19 protein-coding genes are annotated in these 16,199 nt (G+C 44.0%); 6 read left to right on the plus strand and 13 right to left on the minus strand.

What is annotated here, in order from left to right; translation table 11 throughout:
* Positions 1-222: 222 nt before the first annotated feature.
* Genes DDT91_RS09985 through bshC form a run of 3 tightly spaced genes read right to left on the minus strand, consistent with a single transcriptional unit; the run spans position 223 to position 2,872 of the window.
* Positions 223-720, minus strand: a complete 498-nt coding sequence (locus DDT91_RS09985) for a hypothetical protein (protein ID WP_187176013.1) — start codon at positions 718-720, stop codon at positions 223-225.
* Positions 721-743: 23 nt separating this feature from the next.
* Positions 744-1,313: a 5-formyltetrahydrofolate cyclo-ligase gene (locus DDT91_RS09990; protein WP_187176014.1), complete on the minus strand. Its 570-nt coding sequence runs from the start codon at positions 1,311-1,313 to the stop codon at positions 744-746.
* Positions 1,310-2,872 (minus strand): bacillithiol biosynthesis cysteine-adding enzyme BshC, encoded by a 1,563-nt coding sequence (bshC, locus tag DDT91_RS09995; protein ID WP_187176015.1) that lies wholly within the window; start codon positions 2,870-2,872, stop codon positions 1,310-1,312. The genes DDT91_RS09990 and bshC overlap by 4 nt, the downstream gene beginning before the upstream one ends.
* A gap of 188 nt (positions 2,873-3,060) precedes the next feature.
* On the opposite strand from bshC, the gene DDT91_RS10000 reads away from it, so the two are divergent.
* From DDT91_RS10000 to DDT91_RS10015, 4 genes are all read left to right on the plus strand, one after another.
* Positions 3,061-4,302, plus strand: coding sequence for a pitrilysin family protein (locus DDT91_RS10000; RefSeq protein ID WP_187176016.1), 1,242 nt, complete (start codon positions 3,061-3,063; stop codon positions 4,300-4,302).
* Positions 4,299-4,781 carry a 2-C-methyl-D-erythritol 2,4-cyclodiphosphate synthase gene (gene ispF / locus DDT91_RS10005; protein WP_187176017.1) on the plus strand — a complete coding sequence of 161 codons (483 nt, stop codon included), beginning with the start codon at positions 4,299-4,301 and terminating at the stop codon, positions 4,779-4,781. Before DDT91_RS10000 ends, ispF begins: the two co-directional genes overlap by 4 nt.
* Positions 4,778-5,473 (plus strand): tRNA (5-methylaminomethyl-2-thiouridine)(34)-methyltransferase MnmD, encoded by a 696-nt coding sequence (gene mnmD, locus DDT91_RS10010; RefSeq protein WP_187176018.1) that lies wholly within the window; start codon positions 4,778-4,780, stop codon positions 5,471-5,473. The genes ispF and mnmD overlap by 4 nt, the downstream gene beginning before the upstream one ends.
* 100 nt (positions 5,474-5,573) lie before the next feature.
* Complete coding sequence (locus DDT91_RS10015) at positions 5,574-6,044, plus strand: Clp protease ClpB (RefSeq protein WP_187176019.1); 471 nt, start codon at positions 5,574-5,576, stop codon at positions 6,042-6,044.
* Between the two features lie 20 nt (positions 6,045-6,064).
* On the opposite strand, the gene DDT91_RS10020 is transcribed toward DDT91_RS10015, so the two are convergent.
* The 6 genes from DDT91_RS10020 to DDT91_RS10045 all read right to left on the minus strand — a co-directional run bounded on the left by DDT91_RS10020 (position 6,065) and on the right by DDT91_RS10045 (position 10,680).
* Entirely contained in the window at positions 6,065-6,571 is a 507-nt protein-coding gene (locus tag DDT91_RS10020) for a hypothetical protein (RefSeq protein WP_187176020.1), read from the minus strand.
* A gap of 70 nt (positions 6,572-6,641) precedes the next feature.
* On the minus strand, positions 6,642-7,301 hold the full coding sequence (locus tag DDT91_RS10025; protein WP_187176147.1) for a phosphatidylserine decarboxylase family protein: 660 nt from the start codon (positions 7,299-7,301) through the stop codon (positions 6,642-6,644).
* A gap of 75 nt (positions 7,302-7,376) precedes the next feature.
* Positions 7,377-8,654, minus strand: coding sequence for a Glu/Leu/Phe/Val dehydrogenase (locus DDT91_RS10030; protein ID WP_187176021.1), 1,278 nt, complete (start codon positions 8,652-8,654; stop codon positions 7,377-7,379).
* A 68-nt stretch (positions 8,655-8,722) separates the two neighbouring features.
* Positions 8,723-9,562 carry a phosphatidate cytidylyltransferase gene (locus tag DDT91_RS10035; protein WP_187176022.1) on the minus strand — a complete coding sequence of 280 codons (840 nt, stop codon included), beginning with the start codon at positions 9,560-9,562 and terminating at the stop codon, positions 8,723-8,725.
* Positions 9,546-9,752 (minus strand): putative signal transducing protein, encoded by a 207-nt coding sequence (locus DDT91_RS10040; protein ID WP_187176023.1) that lies wholly within the window; start codon positions 9,750-9,752, stop codon positions 9,546-9,548. Before DDT91_RS10040 ends, DDT91_RS10035 begins: the two co-directional genes overlap by 17 nt.
* Positions 9,727-10,680: a CPBP family intramembrane glutamic endopeptidase gene (locus DDT91_RS10045; RefSeq protein ID WP_187176024.1), complete on the minus strand. Its 954-nt coding sequence runs from the start codon at positions 10,678-10,680 to the stop codon at positions 9,727-9,729. Before DDT91_RS10045 ends, DDT91_RS10040 begins: the two co-directional genes overlap by 26 nt.
* 37 nt (positions 10,681-10,717) lie before the next feature.
* Between DDT91_RS10045 and dusB the strand changes: the two genes are divergently transcribed.
* Both dusB and DDT91_RS10055 read left to right on the plus strand, forming a co-directional pair.
* Complete coding sequence (dusB, locus tag DDT91_RS10050; RefSeq protein WP_187176025.1) at positions 10,718-11,713, plus strand: tRNA dihydrouridine synthase DusB; 996 nt, start codon at positions 10,718-10,720, stop codon at positions 11,711-11,713.
* Between the two features lie 99 nt (positions 11,714-11,812).
* Entirely contained in the window at positions 11,813-12,709 is an 897-nt protein-coding gene (locus DDT91_RS10055) for a DMT family transporter (RefSeq protein ID WP_187176026.1), read from the plus strand.
* 12 nt (positions 12,710-12,721) lie between these two features.
* On the opposite strand, the gene DDT91_RS10060 is transcribed toward DDT91_RS10055, so the two are convergent.
* The 4 genes from DDT91_RS10060 to DDT91_RS10075 all read right to left on the minus strand — a co-directional run bounded on the left by DDT91_RS10060 (position 12,722) and on the right by DDT91_RS10075 (position 16,166).
* Positions 12,722-13,618, minus strand: coding sequence for a M23 family metallopeptidase (locus tag DDT91_RS10060; RefSeq protein ID WP_187176027.1), 897 nt, complete (start codon positions 13,616-13,618; stop codon positions 12,722-12,724).
* A 55-nt stretch (positions 13,619-13,673) separates the two neighbouring features.
* Complete coding sequence (locus DDT91_RS10065) at positions 13,674-14,750, minus strand: DUF3810 domain-containing protein (protein ID WP_187176028.1); 1,077 nt, start codon at positions 14,748-14,750, stop codon at positions 13,674-13,676.
* A gap of 14 nt (positions 14,751-14,764) precedes the next feature.
* Positions 14,765-15,346 carry a NifU family protein gene (locus DDT91_RS10070; RefSeq protein ID WP_187176029.1) on the minus strand — a complete coding sequence of 194 codons (582 nt, stop codon included), beginning with the start codon at positions 15,344-15,346 and terminating at the stop codon, positions 14,765-14,767.
* Between the two features lie 76 nt (positions 15,347-15,422).
* Positions 15,423-16,166, minus strand: coding sequence for a ThuA domain-containing protein (locus DDT91_RS10075; protein WP_187176030.1), 744 nt, complete (start codon positions 16,164-16,166; stop codon positions 15,423-15,425).
* Positions 16,167-16,199: the final 33 nt, after the last annotated feature.

Consider the following 16,199-nt stretch of genomic DNA (forward strand, 5'->3'; position numbering starts at 1 on the left):
TATTGAAATAGCCTTCAAAAGGGGATTTTTTTGCCATTTTTGATATAATTTCTAAGCTTTTTCCGATTTTACATTATAAAATTTTATAGAATTTGATTTTTCTAGAATCTGAAATCAGAAAATTTAAAAAATCAAAATATTCCCTTTCATTTTGACACGAATTCAGTCCATTTTTTGCAAAAAATCAAAAAACCGGTTGATTTTTTAACCGGTTTTTCAAAATTAGAAGGAATATCTTAATGTAAAGGATGCCTCATCCCACCAGAGCTTTGTGAAGTCCACAAAATTATAAGCCGGCTTCCAATCTAAACTTAAATAAACATTTGTGTTGTAAAAATTATATTCTAAACCTACAATAAAATCTACTCCATAAACCTTGTAATCCTCGGTTCCTTTATAAACCCAAGGGGGTTCGGCCTGAGGTTCTCTCCAAATCCCATAATGTCCTCCTCCTCCAAGGTACCATTCCATTCCTCGGAATTCACGGATCTCCATGTGATGCTCATACAACAAAGTACCACTCCAACCCTTCCATCGATTGAAAACCATCAGTTCTACCGCAGAGTGATCCGTCACAAACCTTTTTACCGATCCCCCAATCGACGTCCCTGCACGAAATCCCACCATAGTGTTGTACTCTCGCATTTGAAATTGGGCCTTGGCCTCGTTTAAAAACAAAAAGCCAATAAAAAATCCCGCCAACTTGATCCAATTCTTCATAGATGAGATTCAGGTAATTGATCTCAAAAAGTAAGAACTTTTTTGGGAGTTATACAAAAATCAAGCGCAACATCATGAGCTTCTGCATTCACCTTCTCTTCGGGCTCAAAGAAGCTTAAGCCAATTTTGATTACGTCCGGTCCAAGCTTAGCCAGAAAATGATCATAATATCCTTTGCCAAATCCAACTCGATTTCCTTGACGGTCATACGCCAATAGAGGAACAAAAATCACCTGGATTTTGCTTGGAGATACCATTATGGATTCCTGTGGCACAGGAATTCCCCACTCATCCAGAAAAAAGGCAGCATCCTTTGGCAGCTTGAGAGTATCCATATCCAAAGAATCTTTGCTTACCTGAGAAGTATAGATCACTTTGTCTTTTTGCTCCAACAGCTCCATGATGTAAAAAGTATTAACCTCATTGAAACGATCAATTGGAAAAAACAGATGGAAGTGAGTGAGGGGTTCTCTTTCCGAAAGCCATCCTTCAAACTGACTACGGATAGCGATTGACTTTTCTTTGACCTGCTCTGGGTTAAGTTTTTTTCTCAACTGCCTATAAGCTGAGCGGAGTTCCTGTTTGGTTTTCATGCAATTTCAAGCACCATCATTTGATAATCGAACGGATCAAAACAGCCCAACAGCTCTTCCAACAAGTCAGGGTGGGACAGATAAAACTGCATCATATTGACCACCCTTTCCTGAGGACTTCCCCCTGGAGCAGCATATTCCATAACTGATTGGGCTCTATTAAGCTCAATCTGTAATCTTCGCTCCTCCGCTTTTCTCAATTTTGTCCCCATCTGGTCCAGCACTTTCAAACTGCGGACTTTCCCCGCCTCAAAAGCATTGGCCAAACTCGGATCCAAAGATGATGCATCTTTTGCTTTTCTGTCAAATAAGTCATTGATAATATTTCGTTCGTCTTCCAAAGTGAAATCAAATTTGGATTCCTTTTGAACAAACTCCCTTTTCCACTTTTCAAAGTCTCTAAACAAATCCTCTCGGGTCCACCCTAACTGGGCAATTTTTTTCAAAACCGGACCATCCAAAAGCAATGCGAAGTTTCTGGGCATCAATACCGGAAAGGGAGTTTCAAACTGGTCAAACACCCCCTTAAGCTGAAGCCAATAGACCACCTCTGCCGGACCGCCCAAGTAGGCAAGATTGGGAAGTATTATTTCCTGATATAAAGGTCGAAGAACCACATTGGGACTGAATCTCTCCGGTTTAGCATCCACCAATTTCCTCATCTCCTCTTCGGTGAAGCTTAGCTCCGTATTCACTACCTGGAAACCTTGGGCGGTACGCTCAATCCGCTCCCTGACTCCTCGGTCTAAGTAGAACAAATTGATTTCTCGAGGAAAGATCTGGCTTTTGTAGCCAAAACTTTCTAACTTCTGGGTAGCCTCCTGGGCTTTTTTATAGGGGAGGTGCTCAAATAAATCAGATAGAATCACCTCCTTTAACAAACTTTTCAAAGAGGCACCATTTCCATCCACTACCACCAACCCATAGGAACCAAAAAAGTGATTTACATATTTTCTCACCGCTTCTGCCAAGGTTTTGCTAGAAGAGTAGGCCTCTTTGAAAAATGACGGAGCAAAGCTTACCGACTTTAGAAATTCTTTAAAAGATGCGTCCAATTCAAAATCCCCTACTGCGCCTGTTTGATTACACTGCCACTGATACTTCTTACCATCCAACTTGAAGTAATTGATTTCTTCAAAGTCGTGATCTTCCGTCGCCATCCAATAGACAGGGACAAACCTATATTCAGGATAAGACACCTGAAGCTTTTTTGCAAGATTGATGGTGGAGACGATTTTATAGATAAAGTAGAGGGGGCCGGTAAACAAGTTGAGCTGATGACCGGTGGTCACCGTGAAGGTCTTCTCATCCTTAAGTGCCTCAATATTCATCTCCACTTCCTCTCCAACTACAATTCCTTCATATTGCTGCTGCAAGGCACGATGTAAAACCTGCCTTTTCTCTGCTGAAAACCCTTTGGCATCGATCGCTTCCCGAAAGCTCTCCACCTTTGGCAAATGGGAGTAAAATGGTTTTAACTCTTCCTTACCTTGTATATAGTCTAAAAAAAAGGAGGAAAACTGGCCTGTTTTGCTCAGATCTACGCAGTGTTTTTTCATTGGGATGGGTGAGAAGTCTGTTTGGGAACTCTAACTTAGCGATCTGAACCAAAGTTCGGTTTTTTTTGTAAAAATCAGGACTTCTTACATCAATGGCAGGCAGACCAATTCCAAAAGAAATATCAGAGTTTGGGATCTTGGACCCTAAACAAATCCCTGCCATTTGAACTTCCTAAGAAAACAAAGCTATGCTCGACTATCACCGGTTTTTTCTTGACAACGGCATGGAAGTAATTGTCCATGAAGACCACAGCTCAAAGATTGTGGTGTTCAACCTATTATATAAGGTGGGATCACGGTTTGAGGAAAAAGGCAAGACAGGCTTGGCTCACTTCTTTGAGCACTTGATGTTTGGAAGCTCCGCCAATGTACCAGTATTTGACAGGGAACTTGAGCGAGTAGGCGGTTCCTGCAACGCCTTTACCAGCCCGGATATCACTAATTATTACATGACACTGCCCGCATCCAACATCGAAACGGCCTTCTGGCTGGAGTCGGACCGGATGCTGCAACTGACACTGAGCGAAAAAACCATCGAAACTCAACGCAAGGTCGTCATGGAGGAGTTTAAGCAGCGCTACCTCAATCAGCCTTACGGTGATGTATGGCACCAGCTGAGAGAAATAGCCTTTGAAATTCACCCTTATCAATGGCCGACCATAGGAAAAGATCTCGGAGATATCGAAGGATATACCCGTGAGGATGTATGGGATTTTTACAAAAAGCACTATCACCCTGGCAATGCAATTCTGGTTGTGGCCGGTGATGTGACCCGCTCTCAGATAGAGGCTTTGTCAAAAAGATGGTTTGAACCAATACCTGCACAAAAAGAGCGTGCCCATCTGATTCCAAGAGAACTCCCTCAAGAGGGAAAACGACTTAAAAAGGTCCAGGCCAAAGTGCCCACAGACGCACTGTATAAAACCTACAAAATGCCCGGAAAAGGTGAGCTAGGATATTTGGAGGCGGATTTGATCAGTGATTTGCTTGGATTTGGAAAGTCTTCCATCCTCGAACAGCGCCTGGTCAAAAATGGAAAGATATTTGCGTCTGTCGGCGCTTATATTACCGGCTCTGTTGACCCTGGTTTGCTGGTATTTTCGGGAAAAATGGAACAGGGTGTATCAGCCCAAGAAGCTGAAAAAGCTTTGGATGAGGTAATTGATGACTTCTTGAAGATGGAGATTTCCGAGCAAGCCCTACAAAAAATCAAAAATCAGGGAGAGGCCATGAAAACCTACGAATCGGTGCAGCTTCTCAATCGTGCCATGAACCTGGCCTACTTTGCCCATTTGGGTGATCCTGCTTTATATTGGCAGGAGTTTGACCAAAAATCACAACTCAGCCCGGACCAGATTAAATCCTGGGCAAATCGACTCTTAAAAGAAGATCAATCTTCTGTACTTTATTACCAATCCAACCACGCATGACCCCATTTAGAATAGGTTTTGGATACGATGTGCATCAGCTGAAAGAAGGCTATGACTTTTGGCTGGGAGGCATCAAAGTAGAACACTCCAAGGGAGCCGTTGGGCATTCCGATGCCGATGTTCTTATCCATGTGATCTGCGATGCACTGCTCGGTGCCGCCAATATGCGAAATATCGGCTATCACTTTTCGGACAAAGACCCCAAATACAAAGGAATTGACAGCAAGATTCTCTTAAAGGAAGTCATGAAAATGATCCGGGAGGGAGGCTATGAAGTGGGGAACCTTGATTCCACCGTCTGCCTTCAGGTCCCCAAACTCAATCCCCACATCCCCGCCATGAAATCCTGCCTGGCCGAAGTAATGAATGTAGCTGAAGAGGCTATTTCCATCAAAGCCACCACTTCGGAATGGCTGGGATTCGTGGGAAGAGAAGAAGGTGTGTCAGCTTATTGCACTGCATTGATATATAAAGTATGAGCAACCATCCAGTAAAAATCATTACTACCGAGGACGGTTCACATTCCCTCTACCACGAAGGTCTTCAGGAAACCTACCATAGTTTTCATGGGGCATATCGGGAATCGATCCATGTGTTTATGATCTATGGGTTGGATTCTTGGTTGGCGAGAAATCCGAGAAAATACCCGATACGGATTTTTGAAGTCGGGTTTGGTACCGGACTCAATGCCTGGTTGACCTTAGTATGGGCAGAGCAGAACCAGATCCCTGTCCTTTATCACACGATTGAGCCTTTTCCATTGGAAAAGGAGATTTACTCCCAGCTCAACTACATCGAACACGACCACAGCATTTGGCATTACCATAAATACTTCGAGGCTTTGCATCAGTTCCCCTGGAATGAAGGAGGACCGGTTTCGGAATATTTCAATATGAAAAAAGACAAGACTACCTTGGAGGAAGCACAGCTTTACCCTTCTGACGTGGTATTTTTTGATGCTTTTGCACCGAGCAAGCAACCGGAACTCTGGAAAAAAGAGGTCTTGAAAAAAGTGACGGATGCCATGAGACCCGGAGGAGTTTTCACCACCTATTGTGCCATGGGCCAGCTGAAGCGAGATCTCAAAGAACTTGGACTCGAAGTAGAAACTCTTCCCGGACCTCCCGGAAAAAAGGAAATGACAAGAGCCTGGAAAAACAGTGGTCAGTAGGTAGTGATCAGTAAACAGTGGTGAAAACCGTGACTGAACACTGACCACTCCTTACTGAATTGGCTTGTATTTTGCAAAAGTCAGCATAAATCGAACAGATATGCTGACTTTTATTTTTACCCTTTGGCTAAGTGTGTTCCAAGCCGACAGTACAGAGAGCGCCAAACTCCAACGGCTGATTCAGGAGCGCGACCAACTCCACTCCCAATGGAAGTCCTCTGAAAGCAAAAAAACGGGGATTTTTGGCAATCGAACCAAAAAAGACATGATCGAAACCAACGAGTGGCTGGAGCGCATTCTGGTAAAAGACAATCAGATTATGGATGAGCTGAGGATGCAGGGATCTATTGAAAAAGTCACTATTTCCCAAGAAAAAGAAGATTACAAATCCATTACCATGAAGCTCGAGAGGGAAGTACAGATTCTCAAGCGAACACTTGCTGAAAAGGAAGCCGAAGTGGAAAAGAAAATAACCGAAAGAAGAACTTTTGAATGGACGACTCTGATATTTTTTCTTAGTACCGCATTTCTAGCTTGGTGGGTCTATAGATCAAAAAAAGCCTCTTTTTAATCGAAAGAGGCTTTTTTAAATTAATTTACTCGAATATATTCTTCCAGAGGAAATGGTACGCAATCCCGATCTTCGTTAAAAACAAAGCAGTTTGGTTGAAATTGAAAGATCCTTCGATCAGAAGAAAAGGTCAAGAGACCTTCCGGTTTTCTAAAAAAATCAATTACCCCTGGCCTTAATTCCGACTTAGGAACATAGAGTGGAGCTTTTCCATCCAAATGACCAAAATAAAATAATCCATCAGAATAATAATAGGTGAAGGTATTCCCATCTAAATTATACCAAGAAGTTGTCACCAAACGATAACCTAAAGTTGGGCCAGTTTCCGTCTCTCGGACGATACTGGAAAGATCAAAAATGCTGTCATTTTTAAATTCCATGACATCTACAAACCAGAGATCTAAGGAATCTACAAACTGCCTTTTTTCCCAAGTCCCAATTAGTGGGCTGGCTGGATTTTCACTCTCAGTGCAGGAGAAAAGCGTGGAAAATACTGCCGCAATCGCTAATGGAAAAATCTTTTTCATGGGATTAAAATTTGGTTGAAGTTACAACCATTACGGATTGACTAGTCTAAATGATACATTCACATACCTTTTATTTCAATCTCGCAATCGGAGTCCTTGCACCTTTGGTCACTTGATCCATGTGGCATAGAATCTCAGCATCAAGAGGGAGATAAAGGTCTACTCGCGAACCAAACTTGATAAACCCAAACTCACCCCCTTGCTCAAGCGGAGTGCCTTCTTTGACATACCATTTGATCCGTCTTGCCAAAGCACCCGCGATCTGTCTCACCATGATTTTGTTGCCTTTGGTATCGCGGATCACCATAGAAGTACGCTCATTTTCCGTGCTTGACTTTGGATGCCATGCTACCAGGTATTTTCCGGGATGATATTTGAAGTATTCCACTATGCCTTTGACGGGAGAGCGATTCACATGCACATTGATCGGAGACATGAAGATGGAAACCTGCTTTCGCTTTTCTTTCAAATACTCATCCTCCACGGCCTCTTCAATCACGACCACTTTTCCGTCAGCAGGTGCAAAGACAATCCCATCTTCCTGAGGAGGATTAAAAACCGGATTTCTAAAAAACTGAAGCACGATGAGATAAAGTATCACACTTACCATGATAGCCACGTTCATCAACAGCCTCTCATCCGGCAAATAATAGTAAAGCAAATAATTGAGCGCCACCAGAATGATCATCATCCAGAACAAAAGCACTCTTCCTTCTTTATGAATTGTCATCATATTTTTATCAATAAAAAGGCGTGGAGAAACTCTCCCCACGCCCAAAGTTAAAATTTTTAGCCTGAACTTGTCTTAGAAACCTCCACGGAAGGTGTAGGTCTTTGCCACTTTGTCTATAGCCACGATGTATGCAGCAATTCTCATAGGTACATTGTATTTAACCGAAGCTTCATATACATGGTCGAAAGCATCTTTCATAATGCGGTCAGATCGTCTGTTGACCCGGTCAGCAGTCCACTTGTAGCCGAGTCGGTTTTGAACCCACTCAAAGTAGGAAACGGTCACCCCGCCTGCATTGGCCAAAATGTCCGGCACAGCCATAATTCCTTTTTCATTCAAAATCGCATCCGCCTTGGCTGAAGTAGGTCCATTCGCCCCTTCTACGATGAGCTTAGCCTTGATTTTATCGGCATTGGCGATTGTAATCACGTCTTCCACCGCAGCAGGCACGAGTACATCTACTTCCAAGGTCAGGAGATCGCCGGCATTTTCCATTTTATCGCCACCGGTGAAGCCTTCCAGGGTTCCGTTATTGGAATCCCTATAGGCAATAGCCTCCACAATGTTGATTCCTTTTTCATTGTAAAATGCTCCGGTATGGTCCGAAATCGCCACTACTTTCAATCCTCTCTCTTCGAGAAGTCTGGCTGCCCAGCTTCCTACGTTTCCGAAACCCTGAACAGCACAGGTAGCTTGGAATGGATTGATTTTCAGCTTTTGCATGGCAGCCAATGCCGAAACCATTACCCCACGACCGGTAGCCTCCGTTCTTCCAAGTGATCCTCCCAATACCAATGGCTTGCCTGTTACCACAGCAGGAACTGTCATTCCGTGCGCTTTGGAATATTCGTCCATCAACCAAGCCATTTCTCTTGGTCCTGTACCCATATCCGGTGCAGGAATATCTTTATCCGGGCCGAAGACGTCGATCATCGCCATGGTATAGGCACGCATCAATCGCTCGATTTCGCCTTTGGACATCTCCCTTGGGTTACATCTCACACCTCCTTTACCCCCTCCGTAAGGAATGTCCACTACTGCGCACTTCCAAGTCATCCAAGCGGCAAGTGCTCTTACTTCATCCAGGTGCACGTCCGGAGCAAATCTGATACCGCCCTTGGCTGGTCCCAGAATATTGGAATGAATCACACGAATTCCTTCGAACACTTGGATTTTGCCGTTGTCCATGGTGATCGGTAAGGAAACGATTACTTGCTTGGCAGGATTTTTAAGTACGTTGTACACCTCATCAGACAAGCCGAGTTTTTCAGCCGCGATGTTGAATCTCTCCATCATTGACTCCAATGGATTTTCTTTATCCTTGATCGGAGCCGGTTCAATGTAAGCCATATTGGGTTTTTTAATAAAGTGAAATGCGATACAAACTTAAGCAGTTTTTCAAACTGCCCGCCCTTGAATTAAAAGATTTTCAAAAAGGCGGTAATAAAGGGAGCGGAAAGTAACAATCCGTCAAAACGGTCCATAAAACCTCCATGACCGGGAAGCCCATTTCCGGAGTCTTTGATCTCAATCGAACGCTTAAACAAGGACTCGACCAAATCTCCATACGTACCCGCGATGATAATGATGCCTGCAATGACCAGCCACTTCCAATCCTCTAGAACGGTAAAATACTGAGAAATGATAAAGGCTATGGCAATGGCAGAAAAAGCCCCGCCCAAAAAGCCCTCCCAAGACTTCTTGGGAGACACACGCTCAAAAAGTTTTGTCTTGCCAAACTTGGTACCCGCAAAATAAGCCCCGGTATCGCTTGCCCATAGGATCAACAGGCACCCGATCAAAATCTCATAATGATATACCGCATCCACGGAGAATACTGCCAAATTCAAAAGAGAAAAGGGAACCGCCACATAGAAAATCCCCAAATAGGTAAAAGCCACTCCGGTAAAGGGTTTTTTGTCTGTCTTTTTATAAAGCTTAATGAAAAAAGTCAGCGAAACCAGAGGGAAAATCAAATAAAGATACTCATGAGACAGTCTTTCCTTCTCGATCATGAAGGTCAAAGTGAAAATCATCAGGCCTAGGAAAGTCCCAAAACTTTTCAACGGTAACATCCCATCCAGGCCGGAAAGCTTGTAAAACTCCATTTGAGAAAAACCCAAAATCCCAGCAAAAATCAAAAAATAGGTCCAATCGGAATAGATCGAGCCCAAAACCACGACCAAGCCACCTACCAGTGCAGTGATCGCACGCTGTGCCAGATTGCTATAATTATTGATATTAAAACTCGATCTCATTCTGTATCAATTGGAGTGCAAAAAGGGCTTGTTCGTTGGGAACCAAGACTTGGTAGGTACCATGGAGTTGGTACACCGATTCTTTTTTATTTAATACTACAGCAGGAACACCCTTCTCTTCCAACACACCTTTGACAATCTCTGCCCTAATCTGATTTTGATCCTCAAATACCCTGATCCAATTTTCCATGCTCAGTCAAGTTGACTTTTTTAAAGTAAAGGAATCCAAGTATAAGAACCAAAAGTCCAAGAATGCCTGCCGGATAAGACACCGCATCAGTGGACTCCAAATCGAAATCCACATGGCCTTGATTGGCCAAATAAACCATCAAAACTGTGAGCGAGTTATTAAAAATGTGTGCCAAAATCGGGTAAATCAAACTCCCGGAATAATGGTACATATATCCAAACAGAGCCCCTAGAAATACCCTTGGCAAAAAGCCATAAAACTGCACATGGATGGCCGAGAATACAATCGCAGTAATCCAAATCCCCCAATGGGCGGATTTGAAATAGCCCTGCATTTTGGGCTGGATCAAGCCTCTGAAAAACATCTCCTCTCCTATCCCAGCAAATACACCGATTACCAAAATACCGGTCAGAAGTTCAGGAATTGACTGGAAATCGGTCAAAAACTTGGTCAACTCCATGAGCTGGGTTTCCATCTCCTTCATCCAGTTTTCCAAACTCGACATAGAATCCGGCAGGTCCAATTGCGCGTTCCAATAAACCAAAAGACCATTGAAAAACATTCCGGCGAGGGTCATTCCCAGTACCAAACCTAAATTTTTACCATTGACTCTGGAATTTTGAATATCCCAATGCAAATCTGCCTTTTCGATAAATCGGATGATTATCCAAGCTGCCACCCAAAAGCCAATACCCGATCCTATACCCTGAACAAAAAGCATAGCCATTCGACCGTTAGGAACGTCATAGTTCCCATTGATGAGACTCATCAGGTCTTCGATAGATATCTTAAAAAGAAACGGGATAAATGCGACAGCTAAAGCTTGGAGAAGAACCAAAGCCCCAAAGGTGACTAAAACAATGACTACCAGGGACAAAAGCCAGTTCTTACGTTTGGCTATTTCGGATTGGGTTTCGTAAATCTCCATATTTGGGCTAAATTTACGCCAAATTTAGAATTGAGAAGTGGTTAAGATTGGAAATATAGAGTTGGGAGAGTTTCCGCTCCTGCTCGCCCCCATGGAAGATGTGAGTGATCCGCCCTTCCGAGCGGTATGTAAGCAAAATGGGGCAGACCTCATGTACACTGAATTCATCAGCTCCGAAGGATTGATTCGAGACGCTGCCAAAAGTGTCCAAAAGCTGGATGTGTACGACTACGAAAGACCCGTGGGAATTCAGATTTTCGGAGCAGAAATAGAATCCATGCGAGAGGCTGCTGCCATCGCTGAAGCAGCCGGGCCGGATATTTTGGACATCAACTACGGCTGCCCTGTGCACAAAGTCGCTTGTAAAGGTGCCGGAGCAGGCATTCTCCTGGATATCGACAAAATGGTCTCCATGACTGCCGAGATCGTCAAACGGGTAAATATTCCCGTCACTGTCAAGACCCGACTGGGCTGGAGTCACGACACGATCCGCATTGTGGAAGTAGCCGAAAGGCTTCAGGACGTGGGAATCCAGGCCATTTCCATTCATGCACGTACCCGTCAGCAGATGTACAAAGGCGAAGCCGACTGGTCCTACCTCAATCTGGTCAAAGATAATCCCAGACTCCATATTCCTGTCTTTGGAAACGGAGACATTGATTCGCCAGAAAAAGCTGCAGAATACCGGTCCAAATACAACGTGGATGGGATGATGATCGGACGGGCTTCGATCGGCTATCCGTGGATATTCAATGAGATCAAGCATTATTTCCAGACGGGGGAAAAACTTACCGCTCCGGATTTGGCGGAACGAATCGCTGTTACTAAAAAGCATCTGGATTTTTCCATTGAGTGGAAAGGGGAAAAGCAGGGAATTCTGGAAATGCGAAGACACTACACCAATTATTTCCGCGGAATGCCCAACTTCAAGACCTACCGGACCGAAATGGTCACCGCAGAAACTTATGCTCAGGTTTCGGAAATTCTAGACAGGGTAGCCGAAGCTTACGCTGATTATGAATTCCAAAACTGAAAATAACCGAACCTCAGAATTTTGACCTCTGAGGTTCTTTTTTTTAGCCGATTCTCTTTCAGAATTGTTTCCTTTGCACGCGAAATCACCAAGTACCCCATGAATTCAGCCACTTCCGAAAACAGTCTTAAAAATTGGGCACTCCTCGTGGTACTGACATTAATCTGGGGAAGTTCTTTTATCTTGATCAAACGGGGTCTGGAGGTCTTTTCCCCAGGTGAGGTAGGCGCGTACCGTATGGTAGCTGCAGCCAGTTTACTTTTGCCTTTGTCTCTTCCGAGAATCAAGCACCTGAACCGAACCCAAGTTAAAAACCTCCTTTTGGCAGGTTTGCTGGGAAGTTTTATTCCAGCTTTTCTTTTCCCTTTGGCACAAACCCAACTTAGCAGTTCGCTCACGGGCGTATTGAATGCGCTCACTCCTCTCTTTGTCGTATTGGTAGGAGCCATTTTCTTTAATACCCAAATTACCCGAAGAAATGCCTTCGGACTAGTGATTGCCTTTGTAGGCGTGATCATTTTGGTGACTTACAAAGAAGGCGGGGGCTGGGACTCTTTAGCAGGAATCAATGCCTACGCGCTGTTTGTAATTGCCGCCTGTATCTGCTACAGCTTCAATCTGCATGTGATCAAAACCCGATTTACAAAACTCAAATCCATCGAGATCTCCTCCATCTCACTTTTGATGATCTTGCCATTGGCTTTGATCTATTTATTTGCGGGCACCCAATTTTCTTACAAACTTGTCACCCATCCTAGGGCGTGGGAAGCTTTAGGCTATGTCACGCTCTTGGGAATGGTCGGTACAGCCACTGCCCTTATTCTATTCAACATCATGGTCAAAAGCGCCAGTCCTTTCTTTGCCAGTCTGGTCACCTACACCATTCCGATTGTGGCGATCATGTGGGGAGTGTTGGACGGGGAAGTTCTGCTTTTAGGACATTACCTGGGAATCGCTGCAGTAATTCTTGGCGTGTGGGTTGGAAATCGGAAATAGCCTATCCCAATTTTACTTGCCTTCTTGGTAAGTTTTCAATTCTTTTTTGCTCATCTCCAGCATCTTCACCTCTTCTGGATGTACTACTGAAAAAGTCACGTACTGTTTGATTTCCAAATCTCCTTTATCGCTGACAAAACTGACCGGAAATGGCTGATAGATCAATCGATCATTGTCTTTTACAGTCCTGATGTTGATCATTCGTACATGGGGGCCTTGGGAGTAATTTTCACCTCCTGAGTCCGCTAAGACATCTCCTGGGAAGACTTGTTGACCGACTTTCACTTTTTCCGAACCAGCCTTCATCACTGTCAGCTTGGTGAAGGTTCCATCCTCATGGTAGATCTCGATGAAGTTTTCCTCGGCTGCATAACTCAGGTTATTTCCCGATACATTGGCATCCATCTTCATATCGGCTATAATCCCTTTCCTCGGTGCTACAATCTGCACAGGCTGATCAAACATAAAGGAAACGCCCACATAAGAACCTTTGGCCGTTTCATCTCCTACAGTAGAAGCTAGAGGATTATTCAATACTGCCTTTACCACAGTACCCTCAGATACAGGCACGAGATAGGAAGGGTTCACTTTGGACTTGGCGTAGACATTTCCTTTTGCAAAAGTGAAGGAATACCGATAGCTAGTGCCCTGCCCTGCCAAGGTGGGTCTAAGGGTGGCTACCTTCGTCCGTCCTGGAGTAGCTACAGCTGTGGTGTTTCCTCCCGCAGGCGTAGTCATATTTTGGAGCTGGGAAAAGTTCAGAATGACTGAATAGGGAATCTCCGTGGGGTTATTGGCATAAAAATTCACGTTGTTTTCCTTGTCACGCTCGGTGTCAATGGTAATTTGTGCCTGAAGTGAAGTGAAAGATAGAAGAGAAAAGAGTGAAAAGAATGTAAAGCGAATCATTGGGTAAAGAAATTAATTTTTTAAAACTAATCTCCTTTGAGCAAAAACCAAATAATTAATCTTCCAAATTCATTCTTTTTCTCCAAGCATAGGCAAGCATGGGCAGCTGCTGATAGGAGTTGACTCCTGCTTTTACCCCTTGAGTCTTTAGGAAAATATCATTGGATTTTCTACTAAGCTCCAAGGAAAAAGGTTTAACCGCTTCACTGGCTTCCCGGATTGAATTGAGATCATTTCGGACTCCTTTGGAGAGAGTTTTCACCCAAGTCCTAAACTCATCCGGAGCCATACGGTAGTAGTCACGCATCTGGTACTGAAGCAGACGCAAATGCCCTGAATACCTCAAAAGAGGGGCCTCTGAATTGGTACAGATCACCCAAGCTATAAAATTGGCTTCCCCCTCGTCAGTCACTCCATAGCTGTGAGCCATTTCGTGTGCGATGGTGAAAGGTTGCTCCAAAGGATGTAAGGTGGGATCAATATAGCTTTCTCCGGTAAAGGGGAAATAGATCCCCAAAATTCCCATTTTACGCATAAATCCAGGAGGAGGGAACTGCTTGGTACGAGGTCTTCCAGTAAAGTTCAGACCCAAAATTTCCAAATTCTCACTCATGTTAGACCTGACCAAATGTTCCAGCTCAGGATATTCGAGAATCTCTGTTATCGCCAAGGTATCTTCTTTGATCCGACTTCGGTACTGCTCTACGAGACGTTGAGTGATTTTTATTTCAGATTCAAGCTGCTCTAGATTTAGGGATTTGGGCTTTAGTGTCAGCTGCTGAAAAATGGGGGTTCGCTGATAATTGAATCCCCAAAGGATCAAAAAGAAAAAGACCAGCGCTCCAACTCCATTGGAAGTGGCTTGAATGGTATAAACTGTTTTGGATTTCCAGCCTTGCTTTCTGACAAACCTGATTCCAAAAACTCCTATTACCAAAAACACGATCAAAACAAAAAGATAAACACTGGGGAAAGGTAAATGCCCCAGTGTCATATCAATTACGTTTCGGATTCCCGGAAAAAACTTCCTGGAATACAGCTCGTCTGTAGCTTCGGGATTTTGAATGGCAAAATACCGGATGACCAAAGCCAATATTCCAAGGAAGGCCCAGGACCAGTCTCTTTTGCCCATGATATAATCGATTTTTAAATACCTTCAGCCTGCACTTCCTTAACCTCGGGAAGCATGCGGGTGAGGAGATTTTGAATGCCGGCTTTCAGCGTGATGGTGCTGGAAGGACATCCGGAACAGGAACCCTGCAAAAGCACTTTCACTACCCCATCGGTAAAGGAATGAAATACTATGGCTCCCCCATCCTGCTCTACGGCAGGGCGGATGTATTCGTCTAAAATCCCTTTTATTTTTTTGACAATCTCTGAGTCATTCTCATCAAAAAGAGGATCCTTATCATAAGAGACCTGAACCGCTTTATGACCAGACTCCAGATATTGTTTGATATGATCGCGGATGATATTCTGGATTTCCGGCCATTCCACTTCCTCAGATTTGGTCACAGTGACAAAATTGGATGCGATAAACACCCGCTGAACTGCTGCAAAATTAAATAGTTCTTTGGCCAATTGGCTGTTGCCGGCACTTTCTGCATCTGGAAAATCAAAACTTACACCCTCATCGACCAACATAAAGTTGGCCACAAATTTCAAAGAATTGGGATTTGGATTGGCCTCCATGTAGAGGTGAACAGGACGGGCTTGAGCTTTAAGCATGGGATAATTCAATTAGGTATGCAAAGAAAAACCAAAAAAGGCCCCGGAAGTTCCGAGGCCTCTCTATTTTAGCCAATTACTTTGGTAATTTTCCTTTGGCGGCATACCAAATGCCTCCGTAGACATGCTTTAGGAAATCCGGGTCTTCCCAAACTGCATCTACGTGGCCGAGCGCAGTGTAAAACACTCGCCCCCCATCAAACTCATGATACCAAGCCATAGGGTGATTGGCTCCCATTGCTTTAGCTGGCTCATAGGTGGATTCATCTGCATTCAAGAGAACCTTGATATTGGAATTGACATTTCTGAACTCATAGAGTTCGTCCGTCCAAAGCCAGTTTTCCGGCAGATGCCAAGTTGCCGGATGGTTTTTGTCGACCACTTGAAGCCGAAGGGTCTGCTGACGTGGGTGAGCCAAAAAGTAAGCCCCGATCAGCTGATTGTACCAAGGCCATTCGTATTCGGTATCCGTGGCGGAATGAATGCCTACTACCCCTTTCCCGCTTTGAACAAACTTTTGGAATGCAGCTTTCTGCGCATCATTGAAGATCGTCCCTGTAGTGCTCATGAGTACAATAACGTCGTATTTAGCCAAATTTTCATCGGTAAAATGATTGGCATCCTCCGTGGTATGCACTGAAAAGACATGTTTCTCTCCCAATTTTTTAATGGCCATGACACCATTTGGAATAGACTGATGTCGGAATCCAGCCGTCTTGGAGAATACAAGAACTCGGAACTGTCCTCCCTGCTGAGCAAAAGAGGCAACACTGACTATCAATGCCAGAATTAAAGTAAGGAAGGTGGATTTGAGATTCATAGGTTATTGGGATTTTTGATTTCGGATTTGGAA

The sequence above is a fragment of the Algoriphagus sp. AK58 genome, from assembly GCF_014324365.1.
GTDB lineage: Bacteria > Bacteroidota > Bacteroidia > Cytophagales > Cyclobacteriaceae > Algoriphagus.